We start from the raw sequence: 15526 nt of genomic DNA, 5'->3' as shown, positions 1-15526 counted from the left end.
GAATGCGTGACTTCCCCGTTCGCGGAGCGTGTCCGTAAGGACTCAGGGGCTGACCACTGTGATTGGTGTGATTGGTATCGATAATGTATTGGGTTATCAATTGCCAACTCTTACTAAAAATGCTCAAGAATTGAAATCAACCTTGGTAAGTCAAAAGACTAAGGAACGACAATCAAAAATTCTCATAGCAGAAAAATCTGAAGAACAAAACAGGATTCGCCTCTATGAAAAAGCTAGTCCGGCTGTAGTTGCGATCGCTCTAGATAGAGGACATGGTAGTGGTTTTAATGAAGCGGGAAAGCCGTCATTCGCACAGCGTCTCACCGCCTCCCTTGTCTACATCTGTGTGCATCTGTGGTTTTTTTCACAAAATTGACTTTTGCTAGAGATACCGATGAACTCAGCTAGTCTTATAAAAAACAACCCCCTCTAGTTGAGGAGGTTATTAATTTTTATTCAGGTAATTCCTGAGAGAATCATAAGTGACCAATTGTTAAACAGATGACAGCCAAAATGGCACTAACTATATAAAAGACGGCAACAACTTGCAGTTCTGACCAACCAGTAAGTTCCAGATGATGGTGTAATGGTGCCATCTTCAGCAGGCGCTTGCCTTTGCCATCAGGACCTTTGGTAGCTTTGTAATAACCAACCTGCGCCATCACAGAAAGGGTTTCTACGAAGAAGATTCCGCTGAGAATGAACAGCGCTACTAAGCTGTTACTCAACAAACCTACTGCTGCTAAAGCCCCTCCTAAAGCCAAGGAACCCGTATCTCCCATGAAAACACGGGCTGGGTTACGGTTATGTGCCAGGAATCCTAAGCAACTGCCACTCATACAAGCGCAGAAAACCATCAATCCAGGCGAGGAGGGTGCAGCGAGCGCCCCTAATGCGAGCAGTGCGATCGCCACCGTTCCTGCTGCCAATCCATCAATACCATCAGTCAGATTCGTGGCGTTACTTTCTGCCACCAATACGAAGCCAGCTAAGGGCCAAAACAGCAATCCCAAGGGTAAAGAAAAACCCAAGGGCAAAGCAATTGTTGTAATGTTAAAAGGTTGAGTAAAAAACAGCCACAGACAGAAAGCTAGTGCAAAGCCGATTTGCAAAGCTAGTTTCATCCGAGGAGATATACCTTTATTAGACTTACGGCGCAGAATTTGCCAGTCATCTATCCAGCCAATCAATCCATAACTTAATGTTAAAGCAGAAACGGCTAGCACCTCTGTCGCAAAGCTAGACCATACACACGCAGCGATCGCTGCCACGGGAACAAAGAAAATGCCCCCCATTGTTGGTGTACCTGCTTTTTTTAGATGAGCCTGCGGACCATCCTCGCGGATGATTTGCCCTGTTTTCAGTGCTTGTAGTAGTGGTATTGCCCAGAAGCCGGCTGCGGCTGAAGCCAGCGCACAGAATAAAAATGGCAAGGTGAGCGACATACCTTGCCAGGGCAACCTATTCGCCACCCAATCTAACACCAGTGCTGATACACCTAGACTTACACCCAGTAAAGAGACCAGACCTATGCCACTGATAATGCTTAATCCTTGGTCAGGAGATAATTTTGCGTCCACGGAAACTTCCCTTCACTCCACACTTGCAAAACTAAACAATCGGGACTATCTATGCCAATATACCTTCAGCCAGAATTATTTACTCCTCATCAGGAGCAGCATCATCGTCGTCATCGAAATCATATTCGCCAATGCCATCATCAGTACTCAAAAACTCTGATATCTCTTCTTCGTCATCTAGGAAATCAGGCTCGAGAACATCACGTGCTATTAGACGGCCGTTAGATTGCAACCAGTCGAGTAGGGAGGACTCTTGCTTTAATGGAATTACAGATGCCCGCTGGTTTCGGGGTACTTCACGCAATGGAGAATTTAGCATATCTACAGAAGACAATAAAAGGGGAAGGTAACTAGACACTTAGAGTTTATCACTTGATAATGCCCGATTTACTTGTTCATTCAACTGTTTGACTGATAAATCCGACAAAAAATTTTTTATTTATTATTGATCAGGCAAAAATTGAAAGCCAATTGAATGATTGGTATGGCACTATACATAGTTCATCAATATTTTCTTGATACTGATGTTTTTGAGGTGATATGACTATGCTTGGAAAGACAGATCTTTTAGAAGCAATTGCTGGTAAAAATCGCGGGCTGCTTGCTACTGAGCAAGACAAACAAGCTATTTTGGTAGCTATTGCGAATTTGGAAGATGTAAATCCTACACCTTATCCAGTTGAAGCAACAAATTTGCTAAATGGCAATTGGCGATTAATATATACCACTAGCAAGGCTCTATTAAACATTGATAGCTTACCACTGTACAAACTTGGTCAAATTTATCAGTGTATCCGCGTAGAAACTAACAGTGTTTACAACATAGCTGAGATTTATGGCTTACCTTTTTTTGAAGGTATAGTCAGCGTTGCTGCAAAATTTGAGCCAGTCTCCAATCGACGCGTCAACGTGAAATTTGAGCGGTCGATTATCGGTTTACAACGTTTAATAGGCTACCATTCTCCAGAGAGTTTTATCCAACAACTCGAAGTCGGTAAAAAACTCACTGCTATTGATTTTCCTTTAAACAGTAAGGAGCAACAAGGCTGGTTAGATATAACTTATATAGATGACAATTTGCGTATTGGTAGAGGTAATGAGGGGAGCGTGTTTGTCTTGACAAAAGCATAAGGTTATCCCAGAAAAGTCCTCGCGACCAATGAAGTTAAGCGATCCCAGGCATTTTGTCAAGGAGCATTTTACACCTTTTTTGTAGAATATTCAATGGGGAATAGGTAACAAGTCGTAGATGAGAGTCAAATGCCTCGCCTGCGCTATACTCTCAGAGCTATTCTTTGTAACCTATCCCCTGCACCTGATAACCTTCACCCTGTAACCTACCCCGTAGGTTGTATGCACTGCACCCTGTAACTTATTCCCTCTTTAACTCTAGATGACGAAAATTCATCGTACAAGTTTCCTCCCAAAACCACTGCTGTAATTTCTCTGCCAACCTCTGGCAAGATAAATAACTTAACAAAGCCTCTTGAGGAGACCTCCTGGTTGTAGAGTGAAATCAATTAGCCTTATATATTGGCGATTGATAACTCAAAGGGAAGAAACTCATGGTTCAACGTGGTTCTAAAGTACGTATTCTCCGCCGGGAATCTTACTGGTATCAGGATGTAGGAACCGTAGCGTCTATTGACCAAAGCGGTATCAAATACCCTGTGATTGTCCGTTTTAACAAGGTAAATTACGCTGGCGTCAACACCAATAACTATGGTCTGGAAGAACTCATAGAGATTGAAGCTCCACAGGCAAAGGCGAAGAAGTAACAGCCTCACGCCAGATTATGATGGGGAAGTCGGGAAGATGAGGAGTATGAGGAAGATGAGGAGTATGAGGAAGATATCCCCCTCATCCCCCTTATCCTTCTTATCCCCCTCATCCTTCCATCTCCCCCATCTGCTGATCTCCTAAAAAAGATGCCTGAACTGCCTGAAGTTGAAACAGTCCGGCGGGGTTTGAATCAATTAACCCTTAACCAGGAAATTACGGGTGGAGATGTGCTGCTTAAACGCGCGCTCGCCTACCCGTTTTCTGTTGATGAGTTCTTAACTGGAATCAAAGGAAGTGCCATCTCAACTTGGCATCGTCGCGGCAAATATCTCCTAGCCGAACTCACCCCATCCCCTTCATCCCCCTCATCTCCCTCATCTCCCTCATCCCCTTCATCCCCCTCATCTCCCTCATCTCCCTCATCTCCCCTTAATGGCGGGCTGGGGGTTCATCTGCGAATGACCGGTCAACTTTTGTGGCTGCATCAAGATGAACCGTTACACAAGCACACGCGAGTCAGGTTATTTTTTAGAGATGAACGCGAATTACGCTTTGTTGACCAACGTACCTTCGGTCAAATGTGGTGGGTACCTCCAGGAGTGCCACCAGAAAGCATTATCACAGGTTTGGGAAAACTAGCAGTAGATCCCTTTTCACCCGAATTTACTGTCGAGTACTTGGCGCTAAAACTGCGGAACCGTCGCCGTCCAATAAAGACGGCACTTTTAGATCAGTCAGTAGTGGCGGGCTTAGGTAATATCTATGCTGATGAAGCGCTGTTTCTCAGTGGAGTCCTGCCAGAAACTTTATGTATAGATTTGCAGCCAGAGCAAATTGAGCGTTTGCGTTCCTGCATCATTCAAGTGTTAGAAGCCAGTATAGAGGCTGGTGGCACAACTTTTAGTAATTTCCTAAATGTCAAGGGCATCAACGGTAACTACGGTGGTGTTGCTTGGGTTTACAACCGCGCTGGAGAACCCTGTCGAGTTTGTGGTACGGCAATTGCACGGACTCGCTTAGCTGGGCGTTCAAGTCACTATTGTGTTCACTGCCAACGATAAGCAATTCAAATTAAAAATCCAAAAGATTGCAACTTAAAGTGAAAAATTAATGTATAAAAATTATTGTATTATTCTGATACAATTTTGATTTAAGATTCGGAATTTTGAATAAACGTAGATGAAGGGAGATAGTTATCTAGAAATTATCTGCGTATATCTGCGTGCGCCTGCGGTTGCAAGGCGTGGATTTTGAGACAAGCTACTACCAGTAGGAAGTTTGAGGAATCCAAATCTAGCAGCCATAAAACGAACTGATATCTAACGAATGTGTCAATAACTCCGCCCTAAAAGGACGGAGCTTGTAAGCAGCAAAGCTTACGTGTTTGACTAGCCCACCGAGACTGACTACGGCTAAAACTTCCGAATGCTTCCCCAGTTCGGATATTATTTAAGGCTATTTGCTTAGCCGTTGGGTAGAGCCAAGACATCTGTAGCTAGTTGGGCGAGGGGACTATTAACTTTACTCGTAAGGATTATCTCCATGCAACGAGTCCCAGTATTAACTCCATCAGGTAAAGCATTAATGCCAACAAAGCCCAGTAGGGCGCGGCGTTGGTTAAAACAAGGAAAAGCTAAGGTTGTCTATAACGACCTTGGAATCTTTGAGATCCAGTTGATCAGGTGTCCTAGAACGACTGACACGCAGCCAATTTCAGTAGGAATTGACCCAGGTAAACTTTACACCGGTCTAGGCGTTCAGTCGGTCAAGTTCACGCTGTGGACTGCTCATTTACAGTTGCCATTTAAGATTGTGAGAGAGCGAATGCAGCAACGCGCCATGATGCGGAGAGGACGTAGGGGACGACGGATCAACCGTAAACTACCCTATAATCAACGCGCTCATCGTCAGCAAAGGTTTAGCAATCGCCGTCAGGGCAAGATTCCGCCCAGTATTCGCGCTAACCGAGAGCTTGAATTGCGAGTTCTTGACGAACTATCTTTGATTTACCCAATCACAACCATAGCCTACGAGATTGTCAAAGCGCGTGGTGATAAAGGGTTCAGTCCAGTGATGGTTGGTCAACGGTGGCAAATAGAAAATTTAGAGACTTACGCACAAGTGCTGCAAGTAGAGGGGTGGAAAACAGCGCAGATCCGACAGCAGTTGGGACTGTACAAGCAAAAACATTTCAAAGGAGACGCTATCGCAGCAACTCACGCCGTTGATGGGGTCGCCTTAGCTTGTAGTGCGTTCATCCAGTACGGTGTCACCTCGACTCACTCTATGGGCTGGAAGGGTAACGTAACTGTGCAACCCGCGCCTTTTGCTGTAATCTGTCGCCCTCCAGTCTCGCGTCGCCAGCTTCACTTGATGGTTGTCGCAAAGGGTGGGCTTAGACGTAAGTACGGCGGCACTGTAACCCGCCACGGGTTTAGAAAGGGTGATTTGGTTAACTCCCCTAAGGGTATCGGATACATAAGTGGCGATACTGAAAAACAAATATCTGTCAGCGATGCTAACTGGAAACGGCTAGGACAGATAGCATCTAGCAAGATTCAATTGCTCCGCCGCTCAAACGGGCTGATTGTAACTTACTAGATTCATGTAAAGCCATCCTACGCTTCGCGCTCAGGACGGGGTTTCAAACCCAAATTTTCGATGAAGGCATTTCCCGACACACTTAGGGAGGAGGCAACTCCTAGCTCTAGAAGGACTTCGTGCGAGCTAAGATCCTGAATACAACCAATTTACATACTCAAGAGGGAAACTCATGGCTGTAAAAAGAGGAGATATGGTTCGCGCTGTCCGCGAGAAGCTGGAAAACAGTCTAGAAGCACAAGCGAGTGACCCACGTTTTCCTTCCTATCTGTTTGAAACCAAGGGCGAAGTTGTAGATATCAAAGGTGATTATGCCCTTGTGAAGTTCGGGAAAGTGCCAACACCAAATATGTGGCTACGTCAGGATCAACTTGAAGAATTTAAATAACACTCAACCATTAGCACAGGTACTGCAATTATGAGCTATTCCCCTTCCTCCCCAAAAATGTGTCATTCACCCCGTGTCACCGTTGTCGGTGCTGGCAAGGTTGGTAGTACCTTAGCGCAACGCATTGCCGAAAAAAATCTAGCAGATGTCGTGTTGCTTGATATTGTCGAGGGTATGCCCCGAGGACTGGCACTCGATTTGATGGAGGCAAGGGGAATTGAACTGCACAATCGTCGGATTATTGGTACAAACGACTATGCTGAGACATCTGGTTCTGATGTCGTAGTCATTACGGCAGGTTTTCCCCGCAAACCTGGCATGACTCGGGATGATTTGCTCGTGGCAAATGCCAAGATTGTGGTGGAAGCCGCAAGCAAAGCAATTGTTTATTCTCCCGAAGCTATATATATAATTGTCACAAATCCCTTGGATGTGATGACTTACTTAGCGTGGCAAGCAACAGGGCTTCGGTGCGATCGCATTATGGGTATGGCTGGCGTGTTAGACTCAGCACGCTTAGAAACCTTTATTGCAATGGAATTGGGAGTTTGTCCCCAAGATGTCAATGCGATGGTTCTGGGTAGCCACGGAGATTTAATGGTGCCCTTGCCGCGTTATGCTACTGTCAATGGTGTTCCGATTACAGAATTGCTCGATGCAGCGACAATTGAGCGATTAGTGCAACGTACCCGTAACGGTGGTGCAGAAATTGTGCAATTGATGCAAACAGGCAGTGCTTTTTTTGCCCCTGCTTCTTCGACTTGCGTGATGGTGGAATCGATATTGCTGAATCAGTCGCGACTGTTACCAGTGGCGGCGTATCTCCAAGGTGAATATGGTTTAAATGATATTTTTATCGGTGTTCCCTGTCGCTTAGGACGTAGCGGAATTGAGAAAGTGGTGGAATTAAACCTCTGTGATGCAGAAAGGGATGCTTTGCATATTTGCGCGCAAGAAGTACGTAAAAATCTTGATAGAGCACAAGAAATTTTTGCTGCTGTCACTAGGTGATATTGTGTCCTTCTAGTTACCCACACCCGGAAAACCCACCCCGCAATCATCTGCGCTTTTGCTCCCCGGACCGCTAGCGGGGAGGGGTTGGCGCTGGGGTCAATACGGCAATACAGACGCGCCATGGCGCGTCTCTACATTGTTTTTCTAATAAAGGTTCTGGTCTTATGTGAACCGTATTGGGAGTGGGTGCTGGGATTATGAGTAAGTTTACGGTTTTTATATAATATTATGTGTTTTTAACTACCAGTTACAAAATAAAAAGACCCCTTCCCGAACCTCCCTAAAAGGGGAGATGCGGGCGGAGTCTATCAAAACATTGTGGGAGGGTGAGAACCCCTGCTCTTTAGAGAGGGGATGAAACCTGAGGCAAAGGGATTTATCCCTTTGTTTCTCTTTAATACACTAGTTTCTACAAAATATGATATGATTTTGTAGGAGGAGATGAATAGTGTTAACTCTAACTTACGAATACAAAGCAAAGCCTACAAAAGAACAGATCCACGTGATTGAACACACGCTGGATGTGTGTCGAAAAGTTTGGAATTTTGCCCTTCGTGAGCGTAAAGACTGGCTCAACTCGCGTTCATGCCAGGTTAACGCTTGTTCATTAACTTCTGAATATATTGTTCCAGCGAACGAGCCATATCCAAACTACAACACTCAAGCCAAGTCTCTGACGCTGGCGAAAGTTCAGTATCCAGAACTCAAGACAGTCAACGCTCAAGTGTTGCAACAGGTTTTGAGAAAACTAGAGACCGCATTTATTGACATGAAGCGCAAAGGGATGGGATTCCCGCGCTTCAAAAATCGTTATAGAATGCGGTATGATTGTTTATCCTCAGTTGGGTAAGGCTCAGTTCTTGCGAGGCAATCAAATCAAATTGCCACAACTGGGATGGCTGGAGTATGTCAAGTCTCGCGAAATACCTGATGGGTTTATTGTCAAGCAAGCTCGAATAGTTCGCAAGGCTTCAGGCTATTTTGTGATGCTGACGCTCGAATGTGATATAAACGTACCTTCACCAGTCTCTTCTGGTCACCCGGTTGGGCTGGATTTGGGTTTAGATAAGTTTGCTGCAACTTCCGATGGTTTGTTGATTGAACGTCCTCGCTTTTTAAATTCATTGCATCGCAAGCTGAAATTGCTGCAACGCAGATTGAAACATAAGCAAAAAGGATCGAACAACCGACATAAGCTCAATCGTAAAATTGCAAGATTGCATCAACGGATTTCTGATACTCGTAAGGATTGGCATTTCAAATTAGCTCATAAACTTTGTGACGACATTGGAATGATGTTTGTTGAAGACATCGATTTCCGGACGTGGGCTAAAGGTATGTTGGGTAAGCACACCTTGGATGCAGGATTTGGACAATTTATTGAAATTCTGAAATGGGTCTGCTGGAAACGAGGAGTTTATTTTGAAAAGGTTAACAAGGACTATACTTCTCAGGTTTGTCCACAGTGTGACACACATACCGGAAAGAAAGAATTAAAAGATAGGATTCATTCCTGTCTTGAATGCGGCTACACCACTCATCGAGACGTGGCAGCAGCCCAAGTGATCCGCAATCGGGGAGTTTCTGCGCTGGGACGCAGCGTGGAAGAAAATGCCTGTGGAGACGGTCTGGCGGGGACTGGCAACAGTCTAGTTAAGAGTCGAAAAAGCAGGAACAAGAGTGGAGAGGCGCGACTTCAGTCCGCCTCGTAACACCCTTTGAGAATCCCCGTGCATTTATGCCGGGGAGTACGTCAAATTGGGCTTGGCTGTAATCAGTAGAGGATTATTTTTCCTTTGTTAATTATCGGTAACCCTGATCCGCTGGATCGCCGTAGGGGTCTTCACTTGCTGGACGGACGTTACCATACTCTTGGTCTGCAGGGTCGCCGTATGGGTCTTGACTTGCGGGGATGACGTTACCATACTGCCCATAGGAATCAGCAGGGTCGCCGTAGGGGTCTTGGCTGGCGGGGATGACGTTACCATACTGCCCGTAGGAATCAGCAGGGTCGCCGTATGGGTCTTGGCTGGCGGGGATGACGTTGCCATACTGCCCGTAGGAATCAGCAGGGTCGCCGTAGGGGTCTTGACTTGCGGGGATAGCGTTACTGTAGTAATCCTGATCGGCTGGATCTCCATATGGATCTTCACTTGCTGGACGTGGCTGGCGCTCATCGTCGTTCGACCCAACAATAAAATCCTTTGCCTTTCGCAAAAAGTCGTCTACCATAACGTATCTCCTTTTTATTTCGGTAGTTAATTGTGCCGTTGTTTTTTTGTCGTTTTAGCTTGCCTTATTGCGTGCGCCTAAGTGCTATCCCGAACAAACGGCTTTTTATTTAAAATGCGGGGGCTTCTTGTGGAGCGATGTCGGTTAAAGTGCGACCTGTTTGACGCCCGTTATATCCTTGGAAATCCCGGTACTGTTGCGCTTCTGACTCTGAAACTTGTATTCCTTCGGATGGAGGTGATACCCAGTGGGGGCGACCTTGAGCATCGCGGTAGTAGACACGCCCGTTCTTAGAAAGGTAGTACTTGCCTTGCGCTCCCTCTGCTTTAGCATTCTTTCGTTGGTTGTAGAGGTAGTAAAGAGCAGCGGCTCCCACCAAGGTTATTCCTATTTTCTGGCCCGTTGATAATCCCTTTTTAGCTTGTTGGGGTTGGTTTGCGGGGGCTGGATTATTTACATTTCTACCAACGCTATCGTTAACAGGTGGCGGTGGCGCAGCATTTTGGGAACCTCCACCGCAAGCAGTCAGTATCGGTAATATTAGTAATACCGAAAGAAAGATAGCCACTGGAAGCGGAGCTTTTTTACGCTTTGGGGATATCGTGATCATTATGTTTCCTCATCACCCTACAGTTGCTAAATGCGTACTGTTACAACAAACAACTGTGAAGGAATTTCTGTAATTTCAAGGTAGGACAGAAAGAACACTAGCCGTTGTTTGACAACAGCACAAATAAACCGTTTGATTGCAATCATGATGTAATTTCTCAAGTTATTCATCCTGCCTTTGAGAGAATCTGCATTCATCCTCAAGAAATATGCGTTAAATATACAACTTTTAGATAGGTGTTTTTGCTGTTCCGTATTTGCATTTGGATGCAGTACGGTTTTGACCCCACCCCTTACCCCTCCCCGCAAGCGAGGAGGGGAGAAATACATACGTGTCAAGTTAAGGTGAAAGTCAGTAATTGACAATTTTTTGAAAGATTGTCTTGTTCCCAGGCTCTGGCTGGGAATACCATTGGGAGGCTCTGCCTCCCAATCTTGCTCAAGAGCCGCCCTAACCACATTTCTAGGTTCTACCTGGAAATGAGATTTTAGAAGGGTTTTGGCTTAAGTTCACACGAATGGGAGAAATACTCCTGCTCTGGAGGGTTCTTCCAGAGAGGGGCTTGGGAGGTGAGGTTCCTGTCATATTTGAGCAAATTGAGAACCGCTATAAAAAAATTATTTAGAGGGCGATCTATCTCGTTTATTTATAAATAATTTAAAAAATTAAAGTTACAACCGAGACATTAATAAATCAGTGTTGAGTTTTTGTGGAGATACATTTAAGTAAAATTTAGCAAAAATACATACACGAAGCATTTAAGTAAAAATACATAAGTAGCAATGTTTAACTAAAAACTATACTAGTTGTAGCAAATAGAACTATTAATATGCCGTCAAAAAATTTCCAAGGTATCGAAACTCAAGCGAAAACTCGTCTCCTTCTGGCTTTGTGGGATTTGGGAGGAGCAAAGCAGGAAGTGAAGAAAGGTGAACTGACCAAGCGAATTGTTACCAAAAGCAAGAAGGTAGCAGATTATCAGAGCATCTTTAAGGAATTGGAGGAAAAAGGAGCGATCGCCATCTCCAAAAAAGGCTACTCTCTAGTATCTCCTGTGGGTTTAGAAGTCCTGGGTGAGGGTTTGAAAAGTTCGGATTTTAGGTTTGAAGGGGCTATTGTCGGTACTTGGACGGCGAATGCATTGCTCAAATGGATTGGTGAAATCAATGGTGCGGTAGCTGCAACTGCATCAACTAATGGGGTGAAGAGTGGGATTAAATCTTACGACGAGTTTAAACAAGTCGCGTTGGAAGTCTACGACCAGCTTAACCGCGACTATAACCTGAATGATTTGGTGCCGATTTATCGGATAAGGCGGGAAGTGGGCGATCGCGTTAGTCGTTCTGATTTCAATGAATGGCTGTTGGAGATTCAGGAGAACGACGTTTTCCAGTTAATGGCGGGAGAAATGCCAGACATTACGCCGGATAAACGTGAAGACTCAATCACCATCCCCGGAGGTGGATTGCGCTACTACGCCAAGCGCTTGAGTTAATAATATTGCCGTAAATTCCCTGTTGTAGTTCGTTACCTCACACCGAATCACTATGGAAAATCCTCCTATTTCTCCGATAGAAGACATCAACAGCGCCATTCAAACTCACAATCCATTTAGCAACGCTGGGATTGTCAAAGAACAGGATATTTGGGGCAAGGGATTCCCCGACGTTCCCACCCTAAATGCTTACGCTTCTGATACAGTTTTTCAGGCAATTGAACTGGTGCGTAATAGTCAATCCAGTCAGGACAAAGTGACATCAATTGCCATAACTGCTCAATACGGAGTAGGTAAAACTCATCTGCTCAGCCGTATTCGCCATCGGCTGGAACGCGAAGGCGGGGCTTTATTCGTTTATGCGGGCGTCAATAACTATACAGACTTAAACCTGGTTAAATACCAATTCCAGCAAACTTTGGCAGATAGTTTGAGTAAAACAGGTAGTCAAGGGGTTATGCAGTGGCAAGAAGTAGCGGCTGCGATGGCGAACGAAGGCTTCAAAACCATCAATCCCAATGCACCAACCCTTTCTCCTCAGGAACTTGTCAACAGATTTGACAAAGTATCTGCTAGTTGGTCGGCTAAAAACAAGAGTTTGATGAATACGCTCACCAATCAAGTTCTGAGAACAAAATCAAATGTAGATCCCTATATTTTGCGGGCTATTTTGTGGACACTTTCAGAAACTCAAGCATCTTTTGCAAGACAATGGTTATCTGGGCATGAGCTAGCAAACTCTAATGCTGATATTCTAGGATTACCCAATCCTACCAAAACTAGTCAAGACAGAGAAGCTGAAGCACTAAAGAATATTCAGCAAATATTAAATTTAGTCAGTTACTACAACCCCGTCGTCATTTGTTTTGACGAAATAGATGTTAAAAACAACTCTACTGATGATGGGTTGCCAACAGAATTCGTAATTGCTAACTTGGTCAAAATTCTGCACGATACTCTCGAAAACTCTGAACTCGGTCGAGGTGTTGTTATTCTCACAGTAATGATGCCCGATACTTGGGCAGATAAAGTAAATATAATACCAGGTGGAACACCAGATCGAATTTCAAAATATACGCTACGCAAACCGATAGATTTAAAACCCCTTAGTGGCGATTCTATGGTTGAATTAGTCAGCCTTTGGCTGAAAGAGTTTTATGAGGCAAGGAGTTTAACTCCTCCTAATCCTCTTTACCCATTTGAAGAAAGTGAACTGAGAAAATACGGTAAAAACAAACTAACTGTCAGGGAAGCTTTGAAATGGTGTGCAGAGAACTTTAAGGTTGATGAGGATACACTACCCAAAGACCCATTTGAGCGATTTGAACTGGCTTTTAAAAACGAGAGTGAGGTAGACCTTGGAGATTATCTAGAGGAAAAGCATAATTCTCTAATTGTTGATGCTTTGCGTTTTGGCTTTCAAACATTGAAAGGTCAGACATTAGACGGAGAGACTGAGACAGGTGAGAGTTTGAAAGAAGTAAAAGTCGAAGATGTTACTGAAGTTGAGCCAAAATCAAAAAATCAGGGATGGATAAACTTTAAAGTTATTGGTAAAGAAAAAGACAAAATTTTCAAAATAGGCGTTGCGGTTCTCCAGCACTCTCATGGACTCTCAGTAGGAGCAGGAATGTTGCGTTTAATTGACTACAAAAAATTCGATATAACGCGAGGTTGTTTAGTTAGGTCTAAAGAAAAAACAATTCGTAAGAATTGGGATTCATTCGGATATCTCAATAAACTTGTGCAAGAACTGGGCGGAGAATGGGTGTATCTGAAAGCAGAAGAAATCAGACCTCTCATTGACCTGCATTCGATTTATCAGAAGCGCGATCGCTATAAGCTAAACGAGGAACAAGTCTTGGATTTTTCAAAACCGCTAACTACAAAAAATCCTTTGCTGCGAGAAATATTGAGCGCTCCTTCTGGTGAAATAGATGAAGAGACTATTCAAGGAGACGAACTATTAAACGACTTCCTTAACCCTTCCAGTATAGAGGACACAGATGACTCGGATGATTTAGGTGAGTTGTTTAATTAAGCATGAGCGAATCGGTTTTGATTTACAACGCCCTGTGTCTACCTGCTCCTGACGTTGAAGCATTAATCCAAGGGCGAATGATTGCAGCAACGCCTCGGAAATTCATTAATCCGGGGCAGAAATTTGCTCTGTATCCAGCCAACGTCTCAGTTAACTCTCTACCCCCTAAGCGTCATTACCGCTCAAGCTTTTTGCCAATTGCCCAACAGGTTATGGACAACTCGGATTCTGAAACAGTTTTGATTAAAGCTTGGGCTAGGTGCGAACGATGCGAAATGCTGGATGCTTCTGAATCATTAGAGTCTTTTTTAGGGTTAACCGTTTGGACGACAGAAGCATTACAACAAACACGATCACAACGTCCTTACATTTTTCTTGCTTACCTACGCGTCTATCTGCTATCTCAGCCTCTTGAGGTTCCAGTGTATACCTTAGAGCGTCATTTTGTGCCTTTATCGCAGCAGCTGACTGTTTCTCAAGAAAACCCCGTGTTAGGCGATCGCCTCTTTACCATCCGCAAACACCAACTCGAAACACGCCAACCGCCACTGCATCCAGAATTGGAAGAATTACAGAGTGCTTTAGCCTCCCTTACCATCACCAACCCAGCGGCTAAACAATTAGATCAGGATATCAAAGCATTTTTAGGTTGGACTACAGAGGAACTTATCCAGCAACCAGATCCAGATTTAGCTTGGATAAACAACATTGCAGCGTTAGGCGATCGCAGCAAAGAACAAGATGAGGGCAAAAGCAACTATCAAGCAGGGACAGAATTTGAAAATATAGTCCGTAAGAGCTTGGAATTTTTGGGATTTACAGTTGATTACTTCCATAAAGGCGGTGCTGGTGGTGTAGATGTATTCTGTTCACAGCCATACCCACTCATTGGCGAATGTAAAGCAGGTAAAAAGATTCCCAACGACACCGCAGTGCAACTACTAAATCTGGGAACCCTACGTCTGCAAAGCCAAGAACTATTTGAGCAAGCTACTAAATTAATTATTGGTCCTGGAGAACCTACAACCCAGCTAAAAGATGCTGCCAAAGTACATTGTATGACTATTATTAACCCGGAAACACTTGAAAAGCTGGTAAAACTGCAATCTAAATATCCTAATTCAGTAGACTTATTTAAATTAAAAGAATACTTAAAAGTAGGTCAATCTGACCAGGAAGTTGAAAAATATATTACCAAAGTTAATCAAGATATCAAGTTGCGATCGCAGCTTGTCCAGCTTGTGAAAAAATATTTAGAAAATACAGGCTTTGAAAGAGCCAGTGTTGATTCTCTTCATGGTGCGTTCAGCGCCACTTCACTTAATAAATTACAGCCTCAAGAAATGCACGAAATTCTGATTGAGCTTTCCTCACCATTAACAGGTTACTTGGGACGAATCAAAGGAGAAAATTGGAGACGCGATCGCTTTTACTTCCTGCGCGACTTACCAACTCCTCAAATTTAGCTCTCTCCTTTCCTATCTTTGCGTCCTCTGCGCCTCTGCGGTTTTTTTCACAGCAGATACATTCATCCCAAAGTCAGTATTCCAGCCTGATACTTAACTGTCAACGGCAGAATCTTTAACCACTCCGAACCCAACAATACTTCTGTAATTTCATCCCCCATAACAGTTGATTTATAAAGTAAATCTTAAGTAGGGTGCGTTACGGCTTTGCTATCACGCACCATCTTATATGGCGGTGCGTGATAGCGCTTTTCACGTGTTTTTCGTTACAAATCATATCGAGCATGGTGCGCCTAACACACCCTACAAGAATTTTA

16 protein-coding genes and 1 pseudogene are annotated in these 15526 nt (G+C 44.2%); 12 read left to right on the top strand and 5 right to left on the bottom strand.

The annotated features are described in order from the left end of the window. The first annotated feature begins 28 nt into the window (after window positions 1-28). Entirely contained in the window at window positions 29-376 is a 348-nt protein-coding gene (locus AACT52_RS05815; RefSeq protein WP_073636325.1) for a hypothetical protein, read from the top strand. Between the two features lie 100 nt (window positions 377-476). Here AACT52_RS05815 and mraY read toward each other — a convergent pair whose 3' ends face one another. Together mraY and AACT52_RS05805 are read right to left on the bottom strand one after the other, a co-directional pair. Continuing rightward, window positions 477-1580, bottom strand: a complete 1104-nt coding sequence (gene mraY / locus AACT52_RS05810) for a phospho-N-acetylmuramoyl-pentapeptide-transferase (RefSeq protein ID WP_073636324.1) — start codon at window positions 1578-1580, stop codon at window positions 477-479. A 79-nt stretch (window positions 1581-1659) separates the two neighbouring features. Next, window positions 1660-1899, bottom strand: a complete 240-nt coding sequence (locus AACT52_RS05805) for a DUF3134 domain-containing protein (RefSeq protein ID WP_041037964.1) — start codon at window positions 1897-1899, stop codon at window positions 1660-1662. A 227-nt stretch (window positions 1900-2126) separates the two neighbouring features. On the opposite strand from AACT52_RS05805, the gene AACT52_RS05800 reads away from it, so the two are divergent. The 8 genes from AACT52_RS05800 to AACT52_RS05765 all read left to right on the top strand — a co-directional run bounded on the left by AACT52_RS05800 (window position 2127) and on the right by AACT52_RS05765 (window position 9077). Further along, entirely contained in the window at window positions 2127-2711 is a 585-nt protein-coding gene (locus tag AACT52_RS05800) for a PAP/fibrillin family protein (protein WP_073636323.1), read from the top strand. A gap of 434 nt (window positions 2712-3145) precedes the next feature. Next, entirely contained in the window at window positions 3146-3358 is a 213-nt protein-coding gene (locus AACT52_RS05795; RefSeq protein WP_073636322.1) for a photosystem I reaction center subunit IV, read from the top strand. Between the two features lie 150 nt (window positions 3359-3508). Then, window positions 3509-4423 carry a DNA-formamidopyrimidine glycosylase gene (locus AACT52_RS05790; protein ID WP_073636321.1) on the top strand — a complete coding sequence of 305 codons (915 nt, stop codon included), beginning with the start codon at window positions 3509-3511 and terminating at the stop codon, window positions 4421-4423. A 481-nt stretch (window positions 4424-4904) separates the two neighbouring features. Continuing rightward, window positions 4905-5963 carry an RRXRR domain-containing protein gene (locus AACT52_RS05785; RefSeq protein WP_073636320.1) on the top strand — a complete coding sequence of 353 codons (1059 nt, stop codon included), beginning with the start codon at window positions 4905-4907 and terminating at the stop codon, window positions 5961-5963. 172 nt (window positions 5964-6135) lie between these two features. Then, complete coding sequence (locus AACT52_RS05780; protein WP_073636319.1) at window positions 6136-6351, top strand: NAD(P)H-quinone oxidoreductase subunit O; 216 nt, start codon at window positions 6136-6138, stop codon at window positions 6349-6351. A 30-nt stretch (window positions 6352-6381) separates the two neighbouring features. Beyond that, window positions 6382-7362: a malate dehydrogenase gene (gene mdh, locus AACT52_RS05775; RefSeq protein WP_073636318.1), complete on the top strand. Its 981-nt coding sequence runs from the start codon at window positions 6382-6384 to the stop codon at window positions 7360-7362. Window positions 7363-7813: 451 nt separating this feature from the next. Then, complete coding sequence (locus AACT52_RS05770) at window positions 7814-8215, top strand: helix-turn-helix domain-containing protein (RefSeq protein WP_198941112.1); 402 nt, start codon at window positions 7814-7816, stop codon at window positions 8213-8215. Further along, the gene (locus AACT52_RS05765; protein WP_233154232.1) at window positions 8190-9077 is read left to right on the top strand and encodes an RNA-guided endonuclease InsQ/TnpB family protein; all 888 of its coding nucleotides are present in this window, start codon (window positions 8190-8192) and stop codon (window positions 9075-9077) included. Before AACT52_RS05770 ends, AACT52_RS05765 begins: the two co-directional genes overlap by 26 nt. A gap of 91 nt (window positions 9078-9168) precedes the next feature. Here AACT52_RS05765 and AACT52_RS05760 read toward each other — a convergent pair whose 3' ends face one another. Further along, window positions 9169-9597, bottom strand: coding sequence for a hypothetical protein (locus AACT52_RS05760; protein WP_073636317.1), 429 nt, complete (start codon window positions 9595-9597; stop codon window positions 9169-9171). Between the two features lie 109 nt (window positions 9598-9706). Continuing rightward, entirely contained in the window at window positions 9707-10207 is a 501-nt protein-coding gene (locus tag AACT52_RS05755) for a hypothetical protein (RefSeq protein ID WP_073636316.1), read from the bottom strand. An 829-nt stretch (window positions 10208-11036) separates the two neighbouring features. Here AACT52_RS05755 and AACT52_RS05745 point away from each other — a divergent pair. From AACT52_RS05745 to AACT52_RS05735, 3 genes are read left to right on the top strand one after another with little or no spacing between them, the layout of a single operon-like run. Continuing rightward, window positions 11037-11702, top strand: a complete 666-nt coding sequence (locus AACT52_RS05745) for a hypothetical protein (RefSeq protein ID WP_073636314.1) — start codon at window positions 11037-11039, stop codon at window positions 11700-11702. Window positions 11703-11754: 52 nt separating this feature from the next. Further along, window positions 11755-13743 (top strand): P-loop NTPase fold protein, encoded by a 1989-nt coding sequence (locus AACT52_RS05740; protein WP_073636313.1) that lies wholly within the window; start codon window positions 11755-11757, stop codon window positions 13741-13743. Window positions 13744-13745: 2 nt separating this feature from the next. After that, a complete protein-coding gene (locus tag AACT52_RS05735) occupies window positions 13746-15209 on the top strand; it encodes a DUF1802 family protein (protein WP_073636312.1) in 1464 nt (487 codons plus the stop codon). Between the two features lie 62 nt (window positions 15210-15271). On the opposite strand, the pseudogene AACT52_RS05730 reads toward AACT52_RS05735, so the two are convergent. Next, window positions 15272-15367 (bottom strand): annotated as a pseudogene (locus AACT52_RS05730) (aspartyl protease); the annotation flags it as partial. Window positions 15368-15526 lie beyond the last annotated feature (159 nt).

It is taken from the genome of Scytonema sp. HK-05 (assembly GCF_963872035.1).
In the GTDB taxonomy this organism is placed as follows: domain Bacteria; phylum Cyanobacteriota; class Cyanobacteriia; order Cyanobacteriales; family Nostocaceae; genus Kalymmatonema.
This window is presented reverse-complemented; position numbering and strand designations above follow the sequence as displayed.